Origin of the sequence: Polaribacter sp. 11A2H (assembly GCF_011379025.1) — a bacterium.
GTDB lineage: Bacteria > Bacteroidota > Bacteroidia > Flavobacteriales > Flavobacteriaceae > Polaribacter.
The window spans coordinates 310,552-332,520 of the sequence record NZ_WTLD01000003.1 but is presented as its reverse complement, the minus strand read 5'-3'; the positions used below and the strand labels follow the sequence as shown (position 1 = coordinate 332,520).

Here is a 21,969-nt window from a genome sequence, read left to right as displayed (position 1 = left end):
CTATAAAATTAAGAAAACATATGTTGTTAGTTTAAAATTTAAGTGTAAAATTTTATTAAATTATGAACAAAGAAAAAACCGTCCTCCACAGGACGGTTTATCTTTCAATTGGTAACTACTCCAATCAAAAATCAACTAACCAAACTTTATTTTAAATTTCTTCTTTCTTTTGTTTCTCTTATTACCTTAGTACGTTTTCTTCCATTATTCCTTACAATATCTTTTGCGCTTGTTTTAGAATTTTTGCTTTTCTTTAATTCTATAAAACCTATTCCAGAAAATTCGTAGGTGGTGTTAGAATTAGAATTATAAAGTGCTATCGTTCCATCATCAATAACGCTCAATTCAAACACCTCTGTATCGCCATTATCATAAAATAATGTTAAATCCTTTATGTCTTCAAATCCATTGATATCAAAGATTTCATATGCACCAACGTAATCCCAAATACTATAATCAACTTTTGTGCCAACTTCTTCTTGAGAACTATAAAATGTTGTTATATTTTCTGGTGAAAAGGCTAAATAATTTTCAGCATCAAAGGCATTTGGTACGCCACCATTTGTACTTATTTTTTCCCATCCAATATATTCTTGTAAAAAGTATTCTATGTTTTCGTAAAATAATTTGTCATAGTCAAATGTATCTACCTGATATCCTATTAAATAATAACTTACGTTTTGTCTGTAGTTGTATAATTTAATTTCATTGTTAGAAAGTACGGTAACTTCAAAGTCGTTTGCACCGTCTATTTCATGATCTGTTTCCAATTCCCCATTATACGTATTGTATGTTCCAACATCAATTCCAAAACCATTTCCGGTTCTTCCAATATCTACAATATTATTGTTTGCGTATAAAATTCCATTTACAAATGATAAAGTAAATGCTCTTGAAACATAAGGGATATCTCCATTTCCTGTCGTTCTGTTATAATCTACATACCATAAGTCATAATCTGTGATTACTTGTTCTAAAGGTATTTGATAATTATCATCAAATGTAGAACAAGAAGTCAATAGCGTTCCGGTAATGATTATTGTTATAAGTAGTTTTATTGATTTCATAAGCTTGAATTTTACTGTTATGCTTATGTAATTTCAAAATACGTGCCAAAAATAAAAGCCACTCAATTATTAGTGGTTTTTTGATGCTTATTGTATTTGTTGATAAGATTTGTCATCCATTTCTTTAATCTCTTTTATTTTATAATATTTTGTTTCTCCATTTACTTGATAGGTGAGAATTGCTTCATTATCTTCTAATTTAAAAGGAATCTTTTCTTGTACGGGAATTTTATTTTTAAATTCCTTTTTAGGCTCTAAGTGAAGTATAATGTCTGAATTTGTATTTTTTGAACTACTATAATTTGCTATAATAAGAGAGGCTTCTTTAAATTCTACTTTTGTGGCCTTGTTCCTAAAGTATAATGAATCAAATGTAATGTTGGGTTTTTCTTTTAATTGTATTTGAACAGTAACACCATGAATTCCCGGTTGTCCACCAGTCCAAGTTATATAGTTTGCCGAATCAATTATAAAAGGTGTATTGTTTTCAAATTTTGTGTTTCCACATTGTGAAAAACTTAATATAATTAGCAAAATGGATAAAGTTTTCATAGTTCTTATTTTTATAATTGAAATCAAACGATATGCCAAGTTATAAAAAAAGCGAACCTAAATGGTTCGCTTTTATATTATTGTAAAAAAAAATACTTTTAAATATTCTTCTAATTATTTATTGATTTTGCATCTTTAAGTAATTTGACTTCGCAAAAGCTTCGTCTAATTTTTTAATGCTTCTGCACCACCAACAATTTCTAAAATTTCGTTAGTAATTGCAGCCTGACGTGCTTTGTTATAAGTTAACAATAAATCGTCTCTTAAATCTGTTGCGTTGTCTGTTGCTTTATGCATTGCAGTCATACGAGCACCGTGTTCTGATGCAAAACTATCTCTAATAGCTTTGTATAATTGCGTTTTTAATGACTTAGGTATTAATGCCTCAACAATTTCTAATTTAGATGGTTCATAAATATATTCAGAACTAACTGCATCTACATCTACACCTTCTATTGGTTTAATTGGTAAAAATTGCTCTACTTGAGGAATTTGTGTTGCAGCATTTTTAAATTGATTATAAATAAGCTCAATTTTATCGTATGTACCCTCTGCATATAACTCCATTAACCTTTCTGCAACTAAAGCTACATTGTCAAAAGTTAAATCATCAAAAATATCGTTTCTAGAGGTTACAATATTAAACTGTTTAGATAACACATCACCACCTTTTTTACCGATAGCAAATAAATCTACTTCAACAGTACTGTATTTCTCTTTAATAGTTTTAATAACTGTTTTTGTAATTGATGAGTTAAAACCACCACACAAACCTCTATTAGAAGTTACTACTACTATTAAAACCTTAGAAACCTCTCTTTGAGTAGAGTAAACCCCACCTGCATCACTATCTAAAGTTGCACTTAAATTTTGCAATAATTCAGTTAGTTTTGACGAATAAGGGCGCATTGCCGTAATTGCATCTTGTGCTTTTTTTAACTTTGCAGCAGATACCATTTTCATGGCAGATGTAATCTGCATTGTAGATTTTATAGAGGTAATTCTATTACGTATTTCTTTTAAGTTTGCCATTTCTCAAGTTATGAGTTATGAGTGTTAAGTTATGAGTTTTTGATAATTGCTACCAAAATTCGTATTAACTCTTCACACTTATTATTCAATTCAGCGGGTACTTTTCTACCTGTTGATTCTAAAATTTCTAACCAATATTTGGTTTCATCAGCTTCTTTTAAAGCAATACCAAATTTGTATTTAAAATCTTTTTTACTAACTCCTCTTTGTGCTTCTCTTGTATTGGCTCCAATACTTGTTCCGCTTCTTATTAATTGAGATGCTAATTCAAAATCTTTATTTTCTTTAAGAGTATCACAATATTTAACTATTTCGCAAGCAAACTGAAAGCTTTTAATTCTTATAGGGCTTTCAGTTAACTTACTCATAATTCATCGCTCTAAACTCTTAACTAGTCTTTATGCAAAATGTTTAGAAATTTCAGAAGCTGCTGCTTCTAAAACTGCAATTGTTTCTGGTGTTAATTTACCAGACTTTAATGTATCTAAAGTATCTCTATGTTTTGCGTTTAAGAAATCGATGTAATCTCTCTCAAATTTCTTAACTTGATTTACAGGTACATCTCTTAATAAGTTTTTAGAACCTGCATAGATAATTGCAACTTGATCTTCTACTGAGAAAGGATCATTTTGAGCTTGCTTTAAAATTTCAACGTTACGTTGTCCTTTAGAAATTACACTCATTGTAGCTGCATCTAAATCAGAACCAAACTTTGCAAACGCTTCTAATTCACGGTATTGAGCTTGATCTAATTTTAATGTACCAGATACTTTTTTCATTGCTTTAATCTGAGCGTTACCACCAACACGAGATACAGAAATACCTACGTTAATTGCTGGACGAACACCAGAGTTAAATAAATCTCCATCTAAGAAAATTTGTCCATCTGTAATCGAAATTACGTTTGTTGGAATATATGCTGAAACGTCTCCTGCTTGTGTTTCAATAATTGGTAATGCAGTTAAAGAACCTCCACCTTTTACAATTCCTTTTAAAGAATCTGGTAAATCGTTCATTTCACTAGCAATTTTATCATCATTGATTAATTTTGCAGCACGTTCTAATAATCTAGAGTGTAAGTAAAATACATCACCAGGATATGCCTCACGTCCTGGAGGTCTTCTTAATAATAAAGAAATCTCACGGTATGCAACTGCTTGTTTAGATAAATCATCAAAAACAATTAAAGCTGGTCTACCAGTATCTCTAAAAAATTCTCCAATTGCAGCTCCAGCAAATGGTGCATATACTTGCATTGCTGCAGGATCTGATGCATTTGCTGCTACGATTGTAGTATAAGACATTGCGCCTTTTTCTTCTAACATGTTTGCAATTGCTGCAACAGTAGAAGCTTTTTGACCAATAGCTACATATATACAATATACTGGTTCACCAGCATCGTAAAATTCTTTTTGATTTAAAATAGTATCAATAGCAACGGTAGATTTACCAGTTTGTCTATCTCCAATGATTAACTCACGTTGTCCACGTCCAACAGGAATCATTGCATCAATAGATTTAATACCAGTTTGTAATGGCTCTGTTACTGGCTCTCTATAAATAACTCCAGGAGCTCTACGCTCTAAAGGCATTTGATACGTTTTACCTGTAATTGGTCCTTTACCATCAATAGGGTTACCTAAAGTATCTACAACACGTCCAACAACGCCTTCACCTGCTTGTAAAGAGGCAATACGTTCTGTACGTTTAACGTTAGATCCTTCTCTAATAGAAGTTGATGCACCTAATAAAACAACACCTACATTGTCTTCTTCTAAGTTTAATACAATACCTTCTAATCCATTATCGAATTCTACTAATTCACCATATTGAACGTTAGAAAGACCGTAAACACGAGCAATTCCATCTCCTACTTGTAAAACAGTACCTACTTCGTTTAAAGTAGCTTTTGCTTCAAAATTTGTTAACTGTTGCTTTAAAATTGCTGATACTTCAGCTGGTTTGATACTTGCCATCTTTTATAATTTGATGTATAATTAAATTTTTGGAATAAAATGACTGTTGTCAAATTCCTTTTTCAATTCGTATAAATAATTAGAGATACTTGCATCATATTGCACATCTCCCACACGTAAAATAAATCCTCCTAAAATATCTGGATTAACTACGTTCTCTATATTAGCTTCGTCTCCTGTTAAAGATACTATCTTAGCTAAAATTTTCTTTTCTATCTCTTCAGTTAAAGGAACTGCTGTAGTTACCTTTGCTACTTTTATATTCTTATCAAAATCATAAATAATAGCATATTGCTTTGCAATACTAAGAAGCATTGATATTCTTTTATTATCTTGTAATAAATGAAACAAGCCAAGTGTAATATTGTTTACTTTACCTTCAAACAAAGCTTTTAAAACTTTTGTTTTTTCTGATGGTTTAACAATAGGACTTTTTAGCATTACTTCAAAAGTTTCATTTTCAGAAATTGTACTAGCTATCAATAACATATCGTCATTTACGGCAGTTTCTTCTTTTGAATCTTTAGCAAGATTTAAAATTGCTTTTGCATAACGTATTGCTGCTCTTGCGTTTTTCATGCTTAAATTAGTTTAAAGTAACATCTTTTAAAAGTCCTTCAACTAATTCTAGTTGATCTTTTTTATTAGATAATTCTTTTTTAATTACTGATTCTGCGATACCAATAGATAATTCGGCAACGTTTTTCTTAATATCGGCTATAGCAGCTTGCTTTTCTTGCTGAATTGATGCTTGTGCTTTTTCTATTAATTTAGAAGTAACTTCTTTTGCATCTTCTTTTGCTTCTGCTAGCATATTATCTCTAATATCTCTAGCATCTTTCATCATTGCTTCTCTTTCTGCTCTAGCTTCTTTTAATAATTTCTCATTATCTGCTTGTAGATTTTGCATTTCTTTACGTGCATTTTCTGCAGCTTCTAATGCATCTTCTATACCTGTTTCTCTTTCTTCTAAAGAGTTTAGAATTGGCTTCCAAGCAAATTTTTTCATCAAAATTAATAAGATAATTAAGATTACTACTTGCATTGCAAATAAGCCTGGTGAAAAGTCGTTTAATAAAGTTTCCATTCTATTTACTAATTATATTGTTCTTTGTTTAATTTAAAAACACTTTCTGTAACCAACCGTTACAGAAATGTGTTTTCGTTTTTTTTTTGAGAAAATTATTTCCCTAAGATTAATGCACCAAATGCTAATCCTTCTAATAAGGCACCAATGATGATCATTGCGGTTTGAATTTTACCAGCTGCTTCAGGTTGACGTGCAATACTTTCCATTGCTTTTCCACCGATTTGACCTAATCCAAGTCCTCCTCCGATTACGATTAATCCTGCTCCAATTAAATTGTACATACTAATTGATTTTTAAATATATTAATTAAACAAATTCTAATACTCTTTTTTGATACTTGGTTTGCACCAAGGTTTTAGTGGTGGTCATGTTCTTCAACAGCCATTCCAATAAATAATGATGATAACATTGTAAAAATGTATGCTTGTAAAAAGGCTACTAAGATTTCTATAACCATTATAAACAAAGCCAATGCTAAAGACATTCCTGTAGATGCTACTGGTCCGAATGCTTCTTTCATTGTTACCATTAATGCAATTAAACTCATTACAATAAAGTGACCCGCAGTAATGTTTGCGAATAAACGTACAAGTAATGAAAACGGTTTAATTAAAATAAAACCTGCTAATTCTATAACTGCTAATATAGGTCTTAAAATATAAGGTACACCTGGCATCCATAATGTGTGCATCCAAAAATCTTTTGTACCATTTACTAAATAGATTACCATTGTAAATAATGCCAATGCTAATGTAACAGCAATTTGACCCGTAACGTTAAATCCAAATGGAGTTAAACCTAATAAGTTTAAAATCCAGATAAAGAAAAACACGGTTAATAAAAAGCCCGTAAATTTTTTGTATTTTTTCTCACCAATGTTTGGTCTTGCAATTTCGTCTCTAACGTATAAAACCAATGGTTCTAAAACACGACTAAAACCTATTGGTATTTTTCTAAATTTATATTGTTTTGCCAATCTAGAGAATCCTAAGAACATTAAAAAACCTGCAAATAAAATACCTACAACAGATTTAGTGATAGAAAAATCTAAAACTTTACTAGCGTTTGTAGCATGATGAGCATCGTCAAAAGAAACTGTTGCAGCTCCGTTTTCTAACTCGTAAATTTTACTGTGTATTTTTGCGAATTTTAATCCGTTTTTTTCTACAATTACATGTCCATCATCATTATGATGGAATGCAGATGACATAAAAGTAACTAAACCTTCTGTAGTCCAAACAATAACAGGAAGCGGAAAACCTACATGTTTTCTTTCATTGGCATCATTTGTGTAAGAGTAAAATGCGAAATCATGAGAATCTTTAAGGTGATGCTCTATATAAGCTTTTACCTCTTCTTTGGTGTTTACTTGTCCGCCGTCGTTTTGGTCGTCGATTTTTTTACCTGATTCAAATGCGAAACTTGTAGTTGTAATAAGAGCTATTACAGCTATTGTAAGAAATTTGATTGTTTTTTGTGCAATACCCATTTTTAAAATACGCTTTCTAAATTTGCCGCAAAGGTATGTAATTAATCAAATACTTACACCCTTTTTTTTGGCTATTTTTCTTTATTGTTTTTTGTTCAGTAATTTAGCTACAAAAAAAGCATCTGTTGATAAAAAAATAACTGTTGGAATTAACAAAGATAGTTTTTCTGTTACAGATAGTGTTTCCTTTACAAATAGGGTGTCGTAGAAAGCTAATTTAAACAATATTAATTTAATAAAAATGGCACCAAGATATATGTAACTTAATTTTTGTTTGAACTTATCAACAAATGAAAATGCCACAAAATTAGTACAAACCAATATAGAGAAACCAACATTAAATTCGTAGATTTCTACTAGTTTAAAGTGCAATATTAGTCCTTGTTTTTCTATTAAATAACTATGGCTAAAGAAACATATAATAAAAAGTAAGGCTAAGGTAATGCAATACGTAATAACAATTTTAATCATTAATTTTATTGGCTTGTTTTATTAACGAATAGGTAGCTACAAAGATGGCAAATAATGTTATTGTTTCTGTTAAGAAAGAAGTTTTAAATTTTATGTCTAACCATTTTCCTAACAAGAAGCCTAAATAAATAGTTATCCCCATTTGCAAACCCGCACCAGAGAGTCTTATTGCTTTATTAAGCGGTTTTTTCTGATCGGTTTTTTTTGTCATTACTAGAATTTAATTCTTTTACAGCTCCTTTCATAGTACAGGTTGCATTAAATGTAGCACCTGGTTCTACAGATAGTTTGCCTATTATTACCTCTCCAGTAATGTTTGCATTCGTTTTTACGGTTAGCGTGTTTGATACTAAAAGATTTCCAGAAAACTTACCTTCTATATCTGCGTTGGTACATTCTATTTTTCCTTTTATATAGCCTTCTGTACCAATAATAACTCTTCCATTTGTAACTAAGGTTCCTTCTAATGAGCCATCAATTCTAAAATCGCCATCAGATTTAATGTCGCCAACAATTTTTGTGTTTTTAGCTAAAACATTTCTTTCCATAACTTTTTTATTTAGTGGTTGTTTACTTTTACTATTAAACATCTTATTTATTTAATTGTTTGATTATCTCTTTTGCTTTTTTCCCTTCTTCTGTATTTCCGTAATTAACAGCTACAAAATCTAGAGCTGTTTTATAAGTCTCTATATCTTGGTGTTTCCCTATAGCATAGGCTTTTAAGAGCTCGAATTTCGGTAATAGTTTCGAGTCTTGTAGCGTTGGTAGTAATGCATCTATTTTAAGAACTGTTTCTTTAAACTTACTTTCATTATATAGATAATACATTTCTTTATAAGATTCTTCAATTTCATTTTTAGAAACGGCATCATCAAGCGGTTTGTTTGGGTGTTTAATTACTTGTGCAAACTTTGTAGTAGGGTAGTCTGTAAGAATTATATTTTTATGTTCATTTGTTTTTATAGCATTGCCTAGGTCATTATAAATTTGATATAAATGCCAATTAATTGGTAACACTAATTCTTTACTTGGGTTTAAGTTATTAACTCTTTCTAAGCGCTCAAGTGCTAGCCTTATATCTTTAAATTGTTCTTTATAAATAACACCTAATTCGTATAAAGCTTTATTTCTGTTAATATTTAAAGTATCTATTTTTTCTTTTTCTGAAGGGATTGTTTCTAAATAACTTGCCAAGTCGTAGCGTAAATTTTTGGTGTTTACAACTATAGAATCTTGTTCTGTTGTGTTTGTGCCAATAGTACCAGACCATCTCCAATTATCTTCTAAAACTCTATTTCCCCATATTTTTTCAAATTCTGATTTACCAAAACTTATAGATTGAGAATTGTAGAAATACCATTTTCCTTTGTTGTTCGATTTTAATTGATTTCCGCCAAATGTATCACCAAAGGCTTGTTGGTTTAGTTTTAACTGAGCAGCTTCTTCGTCTTTCTTTTTTAAGTTGTCTATATATTTTTGAAAAAAAGCTTCTTGTGCTGGTTTAGAAAGTGCTACAATTTTTAAAATACTATCATTTTCAGAAACCGTTTTTTCAAAATTAATTAAAGAAGCTAAATTTTTATGCTTTCTTTTAATACGTCTAAACCTTAAATTTAAAGTGTCAGCAGCAATGTTTATAATACTGTCATAATAAGAACTTGCTACGATGTATTCTGAATTTTTATAATTGATGTTCCCTAATTTTTCGTAAGTAAATGTTTTCTGTTTTACATTATCAGATTCAGCTCTAAGAGATTTATTGTAATAATCTACCGCTAAATTTATGCTATCGTTTTGCTCGTGTAAAAAACCAACCTGATAATACAATTCATCTAAATAAGGTCTGTTTTCTCTTTCTTTAATTAAGTCTTGCATTTTCTCTAAAATGAAAGCGGAAGTAGAATCGCTCGTAGAATTTTTTGCCAATTCTATATGAGCATGCATTTTGTATTTGTAAGGTGCTTTCTTAAAGTTGATAATTTTATTGAATGCTAAGGATGCGGAATCTTTTTTATTTTCTGAACTATAAATCTGACCTAAAACAAAGAGGTTTCTAGCACCTTGGTTTCTATTCTTTAGGGTTTCTGTAGATTTAATTAAGTATTTTTTTGCATTGTCTATGCTGTCAGATTTTATATAGGCCATCGCCAAAGCGGTGTACCCTTGTTCTCTAATTACTTCTGGTAAATCTACTTCTAAGGTGTCTTTTACTTTAAGAAGTAAGTTCATAGATTCAATAGCAAACTCTTCATTATCATTTCTAATATTTGCTTTTGCTCTCCATATTTTAGTTTCTGCAATTAAATCTGCATCCGGATACGTAGCAATAACATAATTAAATGCTTCTATGGCAGGTATAAAACGTTGTTCATAATAACGTGCTTTTCCTAATAATAGATACGCATCATCAATTTGTCTGTTGCGCTCTACATCTTTAATATTCATTCCGTGTTTTTGGATTGCTTTTACAGCTTTTTCTTCTGCAATACCAAAAGGAGTGGTGGCTTTATCTTCTTCGTTTCCGTTGTCATCATTAAAACCAGCACCCATACCAGTATTTAGATTTGGTATGGTAACTTTGTCTTCTTCAAATTTAATAGGTTCTATAGGTATTTGTGTAAACCAATCATCTTTATAGCCTTCGTTAATGTCTTCAATTCCTTTATTAAAAGCTTCTTTACCATTAAACAACACATTGTACTTTGTGTTTAAGGCATGCCAGTTTCTACTAATTACAGTATCTTTTCTTGTGCTACAAGAGTTTATAACTGAAAATACAGCAATTGCTAAAACTATTTTTTTGGTGTAATTCACACAGATATATCTTGATTAAACAACTAATTTTTAAAGTAAGAAACTCTTATTTAAACTAAAATCTATCGAAAATAGTATAAATTGATGTGTAAAAATAGTAATAAATTAAGAATACTAAGCTTCTACAGAAAAATAGCTTTCTAATTCCTCTAAAGTTTCTGTAGATGTTTCTATATCTTTTACCACATTCCCCTTGTCTAAAACTACAATTCGCTCACAAACTTCGGTTACGTGGGTTAAATCGTGACTAGAAATTAAAACGGTAATATCTCTGTTTTCGGTTAACTTTTTAATAATCGTTTTTAATCTTATTTGTGTGGTTGGATCTAAATTAGCAAAAGGTTCGTCTAGAATTACAACTTTAGGATTTCCCATTAACGCAGCAACAATTCCGGCTTTTTTCTGATTTCCTTTACTTAAATCTCTCAAGTATTTTTTCTTTCCGGTAATTTCTCCATTAAAAAAGTCATCAAACTGAGTTAGAAAAGATGTTACATCTGCTTTGTTCATGCCGCGTAAATCTCCAATAAAATCGAAATATTCTTCTGCAGTTAAATAACCAATTAAAAAAGATTCATCTATAAAAGAACCTGTAAAGTTTTTCCAATCTTCACTTTGGTTTACAACAATTTTATGGTTTGTAATACTCCCTGTTGTAGGTCTAATTAAATCTAAAAGTATATTAAACAAAGTTGTTTTTCCTGCTCCGTTATTACCTACTAAACCAAAGCTTTGTCCGGTAGGTATTTCTACTGATGTTACATTTAAAACTTCTGTTTTTCCGTATTTTTTAGTAATTGTATCTATTGTAATCATTTGTATATTTTAAAGTTAAATTATGCTTCTTTACCAAAAGCGTTAATCATAACATATTTGTCTTTTATATATTTTTTTTCGATAAAATTCATCACATAATTTTTTAAAGTAAACCCTAAAACACCTACTAATGCAATGGCAATAATACCTGCGTTAAAGTTAATTAGTGTGCTAAAAGCCCAAAATAATAACATTGGGATGCCCATTATTGGTATAACAACTAAAAATTGAGTGGCGCTTGTACCTTGTGTGTTTCCAAAACCTCCTTTTGTTAAATCTATTCTTTTTCTATTAAAAGAACCGGCATATAATAAAAACAGTGAGTTAAAACCAATATTAAAAATAGCACCGGCTGTAATCATTAAAAAAATATCCAGTCCGTAGTATAAATACGGAAAACTTAAAACATATAAAATGGTAGTCATTGTAACCATTAAAACCCATTTAGATTCTAAAAACTTACGGTATCTAAAACTTTGACTCATTAACATTTTATAATGCGAGCTGTCCCAAGCTGGAATAAATTGGCCGTAATTTAAAGTAAAACCTCCCGTAATAAAAAGGGATGCAAAAATTAACATTGCTGGCATATCTGCGTACGTTTTTCCTGAAAAGAATATCATTCCGTAAAAAAGGAATAAAAACGACATTAAAAATACCGTTTTCGTTCTTTTGTTTCTCCAAATTAAACGAATATCATTTTTTATAAACGGAGCAACATCACCTAATCTATCAGTAAAAGATAAATCTGCAGATTTTGCTTCTTCTACTTTAGTAGCAACTGCTTCATCTAAATACACTTGGTTGCGTAATTGTTTGTAATTTAATTGATATAAAAATGCCAAAATTGCAACGCCAACCAATGCGTAAATTGGGTTTTGATAAATTGAGTTGAAGATTGCGCCTCCATAACCAACTACATTAAAAATTTCGAACTTCTGTAAACCAATTAAACTTACCAATATTGCACCAATAATTAGTAATGCTTTGTTGTTTTTGTTGATTAAAAAATTTAAAAAATTAGAAGATTGAATAATTAAAATCATGGTTGCTAGCCAACCTAAAACACCTGCTGTATTATAACCTTCTTTTATTAATATAATTGAGAACGGAATGTAAAAGAAAAGACTTAATATATTAAAAACTGAAAAGATAGACTTCCCTAAAACGTAATGTACTAACTTACTTTTTGGAATTGGTAAAATAAGTAGCGGTTTAATATTCATGATAGGTAATTTCTGCATTAAATACCGAACAATTAAATCTGCAAGAATTGCAAAAAGTAAATAAGAATTTACCAATTCTAAAGGATCTGATGCTGGGAATTCTTTCTTTAAAAGATAATAGCCTCCAATTCCTACTGTTAAAAAAGCGACTAAAAAATACAAGACAAAGAAGCCCATAATTATTTTTAGTGCAATTCCTTTTTGCCAATGAGAAGAACGGAAATATTGTTTCCATTCTAGCTTTAAAAAATGTAAAATCATAAGTTTGGGTAATTAGTTTGATTGATAATAAGTAGTTTATAAATGGATTTTGTTACAGATTATTAAATAATTTCTCGCTAAGGCTCAAAGACGCAAAGTTTTGTGTTTCTTTTTCCATCTAGTTTGTCATATCTACTTTTAGTAGAAATCTCATATTATTGCTCCATTTTGTTTGTCCTTTTTTATGAAACTTCTCTTGCTGTGGAGGTGATATTTGTATTCTATAATTTATTTAATCGCTTTTTAATAATTTATATTCCGGGTAGTTTTCTGCTAACAATTCTTCCGCCTTTTTAGGAATGACAATTAAAGTGATATAGCCGAAAATCACTATAAATGTGATAAAAAATGCCGAAAAATATTTTCTAAAATCTGCCATCACTAAAAATTATTTTGCATTATTAGGGAAAAAATATTGAAAAGAATAAATCGATATAAAAGCAGTTTGTATCAATCCCTGAACATTAATAATGTTTTTGAATAACCATTTTTTCTGTGTTAAATTAAATTCTTTTTTTAAGGTTCTAGCATTGATGATTGTTAAAATTACTTGTGCTATAAAAACAAACCCAAAAACAGTAACATATACTGTGTAGGCGTTTGAAGTATTTTGTAATTGATAAAAACCTGTAAAAAGTAATATTGTAAGTATAATTTTAGGAAGTTGAAACCACTCTTTAACAAACTTAAAAATGATTTTAAAGTACTTTTTTGTCATTTGAGATTGCTTTTTTTCTACAACATTCATAAAACCAAAAACACCAAATTTTTTGAAAGATGTATCTCTAGCTTGCTCAAAAGTTAACCTCGGGTTTTCTGTACAAATACTTTCTATATCATTTGCCAAATGATCTACCAATTCCGTTTGAACATCATAATATTCTACGTAATGTTTTTTAGTGAATTTGTAGAGTTTTTCTATGTGAGTGTTGGTTAGTTTCATTAAACTATAGAATTTTATATTTTTTGATAGCTTCTTTGTGTTTTTTGTAGAAATGGAAATAGCTATATGTAGAGAAAACAAAAGCTACTAAAAGGGCTAACTGTGAAGCCTGAAAATCCCCATTTTTATTCATATAATCTAAATCGAATAAAATAATAAAGCCAAAAATAAAATTCCAACTCTGAGTTTTTAAAATAAAACTATAAGTAGTTTTTGTTTTCTCTTTAAATTTTAAAATAAACAGCAAACCGAATACAATAAAAGTTAACACTGTTATTGTTTGTAAAAATAAGTTTAATTCATTTTTTATGCTTTCAGTAAAGTGTAGATCGATTATTGTTAAAATGAACAAGGGAATTATAAATGACAAAACACTAATGAAATAATATTTTTTAAAAGATCTCTTCGCTTTTTCTAATGCAATTTTAGGTAGAGAATATGCAACTCCAAAAATCCAGCTAGACTCTTGTTTTAAATGAATATTCCATTTATCAGTTACATTATAAAAAACAGTTTTGAAATCTAGTTTTTTATCCTCCATTTTTGTTTCAATATCAGAAACAATATGATCAAAAACTTCTGTTCTTATATCTATATACGTAATTTCTTTTACATTTAAATAATGTTCTACTCGTTGTAATTGTTGTGCTGTTAATTCCATAGCGTTATTTTAACAAGTGTTTGTGTTTTTCTAAGATGATTTTTTTGTGTTTTAATACAATTATTAAAGCTGCAAGACTGTAAATTATGATAAATGAGGACACAAGAGAGTACAACCAACTATATTGTAGAATTGAATGACTCAATTCTGTAATTCCTAATAATTGAATCATTGTAAAAGGCAACCAAATCTCTGTACCTAGAAACTTAACTTCATCTAAGTTTTTTAATTCTTTCTTCTTTATCATTCCTTTAAAAGCAGAATATCCAAAAATAATGGTAGGCAAAATTATAGTAACCAAATAAACTATTTTATCATCCAAATTTTCATTTAAAAAATAAAAAAACAACAACGAACTTATAGAAACCAACAATAATTTTGGTTCTGTAAAAAACTTAAAAAATTGATTCCATGTTTCTTTTTTGTAAGTCTTTTTCATTTGACTTGTACCTTTAGAAACAAATTTTGAAATAAACACTAAATGGTTAGATAAATACTGGGATAAATTTCCGTTTTCTGTCGTTTTCTCAAAGTCATAAACCAAATGATCTACCAATTCTATTCTAGTTTCATTAGAAATACCTTGGTGTTTTTTTAACAAATAATCATTTAAAAAAGTCAACTGTTTTTCGGTTATTTCATAGCGCTTTTCCATATTACTCCAAACTTAATTTAGGGTTCACCAATTGTTGCATCGTTCTTAAAAACTCTTGCATTTCATCCAATTTGTTGGCGGTTTCTTTAGTGCCACTTTCGGTAAGTTTGTAATATTTTCGAAGTCTGTTACCAACTTTAGCAACCTCTACATCTAACAAACCATCGGCTTCTAATTTGTGCAATGCCGGATACAAAGCACCTTCGGTAATTTTTAATTCACCTTTGGTGAGTTCTTTTACTTTCTGCGTAATTTCATATCCATACATTTTATCATTCGTTTCTAACAACTTTAAAATGATGGTTTGTAAAGAGCCTTTATATAATTTCTGATTTCCCATTTTTTGATGTGTAATCGTGTAAGTGTTTATTTGTGTAACTGTCATTGCGAGGTACGAAGCAATCTTATAGTTTAAAGCAACAGATTGCTTCGTAAACTCGCAATGACAGTCAAATATACATAATTATCTTATACATTAGATTCTTATGTATAAGATTTTAAATAAAAAAAATCTCGAAAACTTAATTTCGAGATTTTAATTCTATTTAAAAGATTGCTTCATTCTTCGCAATGACAAATTTATTTCGTCACTTTTAAAACATCTGCAATAATGCGTTCTAGTTCTGCTTTTGGTAAAGCGCCATTTGCCATTTGTGGTTCTCCTTCTGCAGGACAAAATAACATAGATGGAATGCTTCTAATTCCGAATGCTGCAGATAATTCTTGTTCAGCTTCGGTGTCTATTTTGTAAATATCAATTTTACCTTCGTATTCTTCAGATAAAACCTCTAAAACAGGTGCTATAGCTTTACATGGTCCACACCAATCTGCATAAAAATCGATCAATGCTGGTTTGTCTCCTTTAAATTTCCATTCTTGTCTTTCTTCAAAATTAAAAACCTTTTCTAAGAAAGTTTCTTTTGTTAAGTTTTCTGTCATAATTTTTTAATTTGCTTCCGATAAAATCGGAAATACGTAATCTATTTTCACAAAAGTAGTCGTTTTTATACTTGATAAATTACAAAATGGGAGTAATGTGATATCTCAAAAGTTAAAAATGCTTAAATAACTATAAATATATTAAATATTCTTAATTTTGATATCAACCAAACTTTAGAGCTCATGAAAAATAAATTAATCATTCCAATTTTATTTGCAAGTGCAATTTTTGTTTCTTGTAACGAAGAAATTAAACAAAAAAATATCGATTTGAAATACCCAGAAACAACTAAAAAACCAGTAATAGATTCACTTTTTGGAACCGCTGTTGTAGACAATTACCGTTGGTTAGAAGACGATAGTAGTAAAGAAACCGAAGCTTGGGTAAAGGCAGAAAACGAGGTTACTTTCGATTACTTAAATAAGATTCCGTACAGAGAACAATTAAAGGAACGTTTGTCTGAATTATGGAATTACGAAAAAGTAGGAACACCTTTTATAGAAGGCGATTACACGTATTTTTCTAAAAATAACGGATTGCAAAATCAGAGTGTTATTTACAGAACCAAAGGAGATTCTGAACCAGAAGTATTCTTAGACCCAAATAATTTTTCTGATGACGGAACTACTTCTTTAGGCTCGTTAAGTTTTACTAAAGATGGGGCAATTGCTGCCTATGCAATTTCTGAAGGAGGTTCTGATTGGCGTAAAATTATCATTATGGATGCAGTTTCTAAAACCATAAAGGAAGATACGTTGGTAGATGTGAAATTCTCAGGAATCTCGTGGTACAAAAACGAAGGTTTTTACTATTCTAGTTACGATAAACCTGAGGGAAGTGAGTTGTCTGCAAAAACAGATCAGCACAAATTGTATTATCATCAATTAGGAACATCACAAAAAGAAGATGTTGTAGTTTTTGGTGAAAAAGCATCAGAAAAACACCGTTATGTTGGTGGAAATGTTTCTGAAGATAATCAATACCTTTTTATCTCTGCAAGCGTTTCAACATCTGGAAACAAGTTGTTTTTAAAAGACCTTTCTAAACCAAATAGTCCGTTGGTAACTATTTTAGATCATACAGATAGTGATACCTATCCGATAGAAAATATTGGAAGTAAAGTGTATTTGGTAACTAATTTAAATGCGCCAAATAAAAAGGTAGTAACTGTTGATGTTGCAAATCCAACATCAGAAAACTGGAAAGATTTTATTCCGGAAACAGAAAATGTATTGAGTTTAAGTTCTGGCGCAGGTTATTTCTTTGCAACGTATATGGTAGATGCTGTTTCTAAAGTTTTGCAATACGATTTTGATGGAAAATTAATTAGAGAAGTAAAATTACCAGGAGTTGGAACTGCCGGTGGTTTTGGAGGAAAAACAGCAGCGAAAGAATTGTATTTTTCTTTTACCAATTACAGTACGCCAGGTTCGTCATACAAATTCAACCCAGAAGATGGAACGTATGATGTGTATTGGAAACCTTCCATAGCTTTTAATGCGGATGCATATACAAGTAAACAAGTTTTTTACACATCAAAAGACGGAACAAAAGTCCCGATGATTATTACTCATAAAAAAGGAGTAGAGTTAAACGGGAAAAACCCAACTATTTTATATGGTTACGGTGGGTTTAATGTGAGTTTAACGCCTTCATTTAGTATCGCAAACGCAGTTTGGATGGAACAAGGTGGTGTGTACGCAGTGCCTAATTTACGAGGTGGAGGAGAATATGGTAAAAAATGGCACGATGCAGGAACGCAATTAAAAAAACAAAATGTGTTTGACGATTTTATAGCAGCTGCAGAATACTTAATTTCAGAAAAATATACATCTTCAGAGTTTTTAGCAATTCGTGGTGGCTCTAATGGTGGACTTTTAGTTGGAGCAACCATGACACAAAGACCCGAATTAATGAAAGTTGCTTTGCCTGCAGTTGGCGTTTTAGATATGTTGCGTTATCATACATTTACTGCCGGAGCAGGATGGGCGTATGATTACGGAACCGCAGATGATAACAAAGAAATGTTCGAGTATTTAAAAGGATATTCGCCAGTGCATAATGTAAAAGAAGGTGTGCAATATCCGGCAACTTTGGTAACTACCGGAGATCATGATGATAGAGTTGTGCCGGCACATAGTTTTAAATTTGCAGCAGAATTACAAGCAAAACAGTCAGGGAATAATCCTACATTAATAAGAATAGAAACCAATGCTGGTCACGGAGCCGGAACACCTGTTGCAAAAACCATTGAGCAATATGCAGATATTTTTGGTTTTACGTTATTTAATATGGGGTTTGAGCAGTTACCAAATCCGATATCGGCTAAAATTAAATCTTAGTTTATAAAACTAGATTGATAAAAGAGGTCGTCTAAAAAGTAAGTTTTTGTCAACCTGAATTTATTTCAGGTTCTTATATAAGTTGAATTTCAATAAGTTGAGATACTGAAACAAGTTTGGTATGACAAGATTTAATCCTTTTTAGACTACTTCTTTTGTTTTTTAGCAATATAATTACATAAGTATTTTGCGTCCTTTTTTACACCGCCTAAAGTAGCAGAACCTCTTGTGTAGAGCCATGGCAAACCAATAAAATACAAACCTTCCAGGTCGCTAACACCTCTGTAGTTTTTAGGATACTGGTTTTCGTCTAATTCGATGTTTTCAATCCAATTAAAGTTTGGTTTAAAACCGGTTGCCCAAACAATATTTTTAATATCGGTAACTTTTTGTTTTTCAAAAATGATGGTGTCGTTATTTGCATCTAACGTTCTGCCAACACAGGTGATATTTTCTTTTTTAAACAAAGTTTTTACGTCAGTGCCAATTACGGGTTGACCGCTATGACTTAATTTTTTTCCGATAAAAGAATATTTATTCGCTGTTAAAAAACCGACTTTACTAAACCACCACCAAAGTGTTTTTCCTAAAAGTTCTTGAGGAAGCGAAACAATATCTGTTTTACCAGAAAAGTAAACTTTTTTCTTAGCTTTAGAAACTTCATTTAAAATTTGTACGCCAGAATCTCCAGCACCAACAACTAAAGTTGCGCCTTCTTTTAATTGATCCGGACTTTTATAATGTTCACTATGAATTTGTAAAACATCTTTTGATATTTTTTTATGACAACTCGGGGTAAATGGTTTATGAAACGGACCAGTTGCAATAATTACATTCTTTGCTTCAAAAGTTTTGGTTTTGCTTTTTAAGATGAAAATGTCGTTCTCTTTTTTTAAAGAAGTTATACGTTGGTTAAATTCAATGGGAATATTAAACTTAAAAACATATGCTTTTAAATAATCGGCAACTTCATATTTGTTGGCATAATGTCCTTTTTTATAAGGAAATTCCATTCCTGGTAAACTATTAAATTCCGAAGGCGTAAATAATTTTAGAGAATCCCATCGTTTTAACCAAGGTTCGCCGGTTTCTTTATTTGCATCAACAATTAAAAAATTAGCATTTTGTTTGGCTAAATGATACGCAATTGCAAGTCCAGATTGTCCTGCTCCTATAATTATATAATCCTTCATAAATAGTTTTATCTCTACAAAACTACTATAATTAAAAATGCTACAAGAAGAATATCGATTTAGTTAAACAGATTTTTTGATGTAAGAATAGTGAAATTTATGCGTTTTTAAATTTTATTATTTTTAATAAAATATGAAATCAATAAAAAATAAACTTAAAAATATGTAACAAAATGCTATTTTTGTTACTAATAAAATAATTAAACTCAACAAAAATCTGATAATAATGAAGATAATTAAAAATGTTTTTTTTGTTTCGGCTATTGCCTCTTTAGGTTTAGTAGCTTGTAAACAAGACAGCCCAAAAGTAGAAAAAGCACCTGGTATTGCTTTAGAAAACATGGATACAACTGTAAAACCTACAGATGATTTCTTTAGACACGTAAACGGAACTTGGTTAGATAAAACAGAAATTCCAGACGATCAAACCTCTTGGGGTGGATTTAACCAGCTTCGTAAAAAGACAGATGCAGATGTTTTAACTATTTTAAACAAAGCAATTGAAGAAAGTAATTTCCCTAAAATAAAAGATGCTAAAGGAAATGAAATTGATTCAGATCAAGAAAAAGCAGTAAACTATTACCAAACAATAATGGATACTGTTGCTAGAAATGCACAAGGGAAAGCACCTGTAATGCCTTATTTAGCAAAAGTAGATGAAATTAAAACAAAGAAAGATGTAGAAACGTATTTAATAAACATGGCACCTTATGGTGGCGGAGGTTTTTATGGTTTTGGCGTTTATAACGATTTAAAAAACAGCAGTCAATACGCAGGTTATATGGGCGGTGGTTCTTTAGGTTTATCTAGAGATTACTATGTTGATGCTAAAGTGAAAGACAAATTAGAAAAGTACGAAGTTTTTGTAGCAAAAATGTTACAAGAATTTGGTGATGATGAAGCTACAGCTAAAAAGAATGCAGCAGCAATTGTTGCTTTAGAAACTAGTTTGGCAACACCAATGATGTCTAAAGAAGAAAGTAGAGATATTCGTAAAATCTACAATCCAATGACGATTGCTGAATTACAAAAATTGTCTCCTTCAATAGATTGGCAAGCACATTTAGACGGAATTGGAGTAACAGATTTAGAAACTGTAATTGTTACAGATCCTGGTTATTTTAAAGCTTTTAGTGATGTTTTTACAAAAACCTCGGTAGATGATCTTAAATTATTATTACGTTGGAACACGATTAATAACTCTTTAGGTTCTTTATCTACAGATTTAGAAACTGCAAATTGGGAGTTTTATTCTAAAGAAATGCGTGGTGCTAAAAAACAACGAGCAAGAGATGAGCGTGCTTTAGGTAGCTTAAATGGTGCAATTGGTGAAGCTTTAGGTAAATTGTATGTAGAAAAAATGTTTCCACCAGAAGCAAAGGTAAAAGCAAAGGAAATGATTGATAATGTAATGCTTGGTTTCGAAGCTAGAATTGCACAATTACCTTGGATGAGTGAAGCTACTAAAGAAAAAGCTTTAGAAAAACTACATAAATTAACGGTTAAAATAGCGTATCCAGATGTTTGGAAAGACTATACAGAATTACAAGTTAAAGGATTAGAAGAAGGTGGTTCTTATTTCGAGAATGCTATTAATGTAACCAAATGGAACTACAACAAAGAAATGGCAAAATTAGGTAGCGAAGTAGACAGAACAGAATGGGGAATGTCTCCGCAAACTGTAAATGCATATTTTAATCCTGTAAATAATGAAATCGTTTTTCCAGCAGCAATTTTACAACCTCCTTTTTATGATTATAAAGCTGATGAAGCTGTAAATTATGGTGGAATTGGAGCGGTTATCGGTCATGAAATTTCTCATAGTTTCGATGATTCTGGTGCTCGTTTTGATGGTGACGGAAATCTGAACAACTGGTGGACAGAAGATGATTCTGTAAAGTTTAAAGAAATTGGCGGACAATTAATCAAACAATATTCAGATATTATCGCCATAGATTCTATGCATTTAAACGGTGAATATACCTTAGGAGAAAATATTGGAGATTTAGGTGGTGTACAAGCTGCTTATGAAGGGTTACAAGTTTTCTTACAAAAGAATGGAAGACCAGCAGATATTGATGGTTATACGCCAGAACAACGTTTTTTCCTTTCTTGGGGAACAATTTGGAGAACAAAAATGCGTGACGAAGCTTTAAAAAACTTAATCATGACAAATACTCACTCTCCTGGAATGTACAGAGCATATATGCCTCTTAAAAACGTAGATGCTTTTTACAAAGCGTTCGATGTTAAAGAAGGTGATAAAATGTATTTAAAACCAGAAGAAAGAGTAAGAATCTGGTAAGGTCGCAGACCTTTTTGGTATGATTCTCTTTATGAAAACCATATATTAAAACTTAAAACCGATGCGAAAGTGTCGGTTTTTTCTTTGGGCGTTACCACAAGGGTCGCGCTTTCACTACTCGCTTTTTTTTCGC

23 protein-coding genes are annotated in these 21,969 nt (G+C 30.5%); 2 read left to right on the top strand and 21 right to left on the bottom strand.

The window, feature by feature from the left end; genetic code table 11:
• Nucleotides 1-146: 146 nt before the first annotated feature.
• The 20 genes from GQS58_RS05810 to trxA form a co-directional block, all read right to left on the bottom strand.
• A complete protein-coding gene (locus GQS58_RS05810) occupies nt 147-1,067 on the bottom strand; it encodes a hypothetical protein (protein ID WP_166383794.1) in 921 nt (306 codons plus the stop codon).
• Between the two features lie 87 nt (nt 1,068-1,154).
• The gene (locus GQS58_RS05805; RefSeq protein WP_166383792.1) at nt 1,155-1,619 is read right to left on the bottom strand and encodes a hypothetical protein; all 465 of its coding nucleotides are present in this window, start codon (nt 1,617-1,619) and stop codon (nt 1,155-1,157) included.
• A 165-nt stretch (nt 1,620-1,784) separates the two neighbouring features.
• On the bottom strand, nt 1,785-2,651 hold the full coding sequence (gene atpG, locus GQS58_RS05800) for an ATP synthase F1 subunit gamma (protein ID WP_166383790.1): 867 nt from the start codon (nt 2,649-2,651) through the stop codon (nt 1,785-1,787).
• A gap of 29 nt (nt 2,652-2,680) precedes the next feature.
• Nucleotides 2,681-3,019 carry a four helix bundle protein gene (locus GQS58_RS05795; RefSeq protein ID WP_166383788.1) on the bottom strand — a complete coding sequence of 113 codons (339 nt, stop codon included), beginning with the start codon at nt 3,017-3,019 and terminating at the stop codon, nt 2,681-2,683.
• 30 nt (nt 3,020-3,049) lie between these two features.
• Complete coding sequence (gene atpA / locus GQS58_RS05790) at nt 3,050-4,627, bottom strand: F0F1 ATP synthase subunit alpha (protein ID WP_166383786.1); 1,578 nt, start codon at nt 4,625-4,627, stop codon at nt 3,050-3,052.
• Between the two features lie 21 nt (nt 4,628-4,648).
• A complete protein-coding gene (atpH, locus tag GQS58_RS05785) occupies nt 4,649-5,206 on the bottom strand; it encodes an ATP synthase F1 subunit delta (protein ID WP_166383784.1) in 558 nt (185 codons plus the stop codon).
• Nucleotides 5,207-5,213: 7 nt separating this feature from the next.
• On the bottom strand, nt 5,214-5,714 hold the full coding sequence (locus GQS58_RS05780) for a F0F1 ATP synthase subunit B (RefSeq protein WP_165731533.1): 501 nt from the start codon (nt 5,712-5,714) through the stop codon (nt 5,214-5,216).
• A gap of 95 nt (nt 5,715-5,809) precedes the next feature.
• Entirely contained in the window at nt 5,810-5,998 is a 189-nt protein-coding gene (atpE, locus tag GQS58_RS05775; RefSeq protein WP_068447578.1) for an ATP synthase F0 subunit C, read from the bottom strand.
• A 74-nt stretch (nt 5,999-6,072) separates the two neighbouring features.
• Nucleotides 6,073-7,206 carry a F0F1 ATP synthase subunit A gene (atpB, locus tag GQS58_RS05770; protein ID WP_166383782.1) on the bottom strand — a complete coding sequence of 378 codons (1,134 nt, stop codon included), beginning with the start codon at nt 7,204-7,206 and terminating at the stop codon, nt 6,073-6,075.
• 81 nt (nt 7,207-7,287) lie between these two features.
• Complete coding sequence (locus GQS58_RS17380) at nt 7,288-7,677, bottom strand: DUF6168 family protein (RefSeq protein ID WP_218597959.1); 390 nt, start codon at nt 7,675-7,677, stop codon at nt 7,288-7,290.
• Nucleotides 7,670-7,888, bottom strand: a complete 219-nt coding sequence (locus GQS58_RS05765) for an AtpZ/AtpI family protein (protein ID WP_166383780.1) — start codon at nt 7,886-7,888, stop codon at nt 7,670-7,672. Before GQS58_RS05765 ends, GQS58_RS17380 begins: the two co-directional genes overlap by 8 nt.
• A complete protein-coding gene (locus GQS58_RS05760) occupies nt 7,854-8,225 on the bottom strand; it encodes a bactofilin family protein (protein WP_410524701.1) in 372 nt (123 codons plus the stop codon). The genes GQS58_RS05765 and GQS58_RS05760 overlap by 35 nt, the downstream gene beginning before the upstream one ends.
• Nucleotides 8,226-8,268: 43 nt before the next feature.
• A complete protein-coding gene (locus tag GQS58_RS05755; RefSeq protein WP_166383776.1) occupies nt 8,269-10,494 on the bottom strand; it encodes a tetratricopeptide repeat protein in 2,226 nt (741 codons plus the stop codon).
• A 114-nt stretch (nt 10,495-10,608) separates the two neighbouring features.
• Nucleotides 10,609-11,310: an ABC transporter ATP-binding protein gene (locus GQS58_RS05750; RefSeq protein ID WP_166383774.1), complete on the bottom strand. Its 702-nt coding sequence runs from the start codon at nt 11,308-11,310 to the stop codon at nt 10,609-10,611.
• 20 nt (nt 11,311-11,330) lie between these two features.
• Nucleotides 11,331-12,797, bottom strand: a complete 1,467-nt coding sequence (locus GQS58_RS05745) for a DUF5687 family protein (RefSeq protein ID WP_166383772.1) — start codon at nt 12,795-12,797, stop codon at nt 11,331-11,333.
• A 388-nt stretch (nt 12,798-13,185) separates the two neighbouring features.
• Entirely contained in the window at nt 13,186-13,740 is a 555-nt protein-coding gene (locus GQS58_RS05740) for a hypothetical protein (protein WP_166383770.1), read from the bottom strand.
• Nucleotides 13,741-13,744: 4 nt separating this feature from the next.
• Nucleotides 13,745-14,401, bottom strand: a complete 657-nt coding sequence (locus tag GQS58_RS05735; RefSeq protein ID WP_166383768.1) for a hypothetical protein — start codon at nt 14,399-14,401, stop codon at nt 13,745-13,747.
• Nucleotides 14,402-14,405: 4 nt separating this feature from the next.
• Nucleotides 14,406-15,056, bottom strand: a complete 651-nt coding sequence (locus tag GQS58_RS05730; RefSeq protein WP_166383766.1) for a hypothetical protein — start codon at nt 15,054-15,056, stop codon at nt 14,406-14,408.
• Between the two features lies 1 nt (nt 15,057).
• Nucleotides 15,058-15,396, bottom strand: coding sequence for a PadR family transcriptional regulator (locus GQS58_RS05725; protein WP_165731545.1), 339 nt, complete (start codon nt 15,394-15,396; stop codon nt 15,058-15,060).
• A 239-nt stretch (nt 15,397-15,635) separates the two neighbouring features.
• Nucleotides 15,636-15,995, bottom strand: a complete 360-nt coding sequence (gene trxA / locus GQS58_RS05720; protein WP_166383764.1) for a thioredoxin — start codon at nt 15,993-15,995, stop codon at nt 15,636-15,638.
• A gap of 183 nt (nt 15,996-16,178) precedes the next feature.
• Here trxA and GQS58_RS05715 point away from each other — a divergent pair, with 183 nt between their 5' ends.
• Complete coding sequence (locus GQS58_RS05715; protein ID WP_205860393.1) at nt 16,179-18,338, top strand: prolyl oligopeptidase family serine peptidase; 2,160 nt, start codon at nt 16,179-16,181, stop codon at nt 18,336-18,338.
• A 146-nt stretch (nt 18,339-18,484) separates the two neighbouring features.
• Here GQS58_RS05715 and GQS58_RS05710 read toward each other — a convergent pair whose 3' ends face one another.
• The gene (locus GQS58_RS05710) at nt 18,485-19,531 is read right to left on the bottom strand and encodes a flavin-containing monooxygenase (protein ID WP_166383762.1); all 1,047 of its coding nucleotides are present in this window, start codon (nt 19,529-19,531) and stop codon (nt 18,485-18,487) included.
• A 226-nt stretch (nt 19,532-19,757) separates the two neighbouring features.
• On the opposite strand from GQS58_RS05710, the gene GQS58_RS05705 reads away from it, so the two are divergent.
• A complete protein-coding gene (locus GQS58_RS05705) occupies nt 19,758-21,836 on the top strand; it encodes a M13 family metallopeptidase (protein WP_166383760.1) in 2,079 nt (692 codons plus the stop codon).
• Nucleotides 21,837-21,969 lie beyond the last annotated feature (133 nt).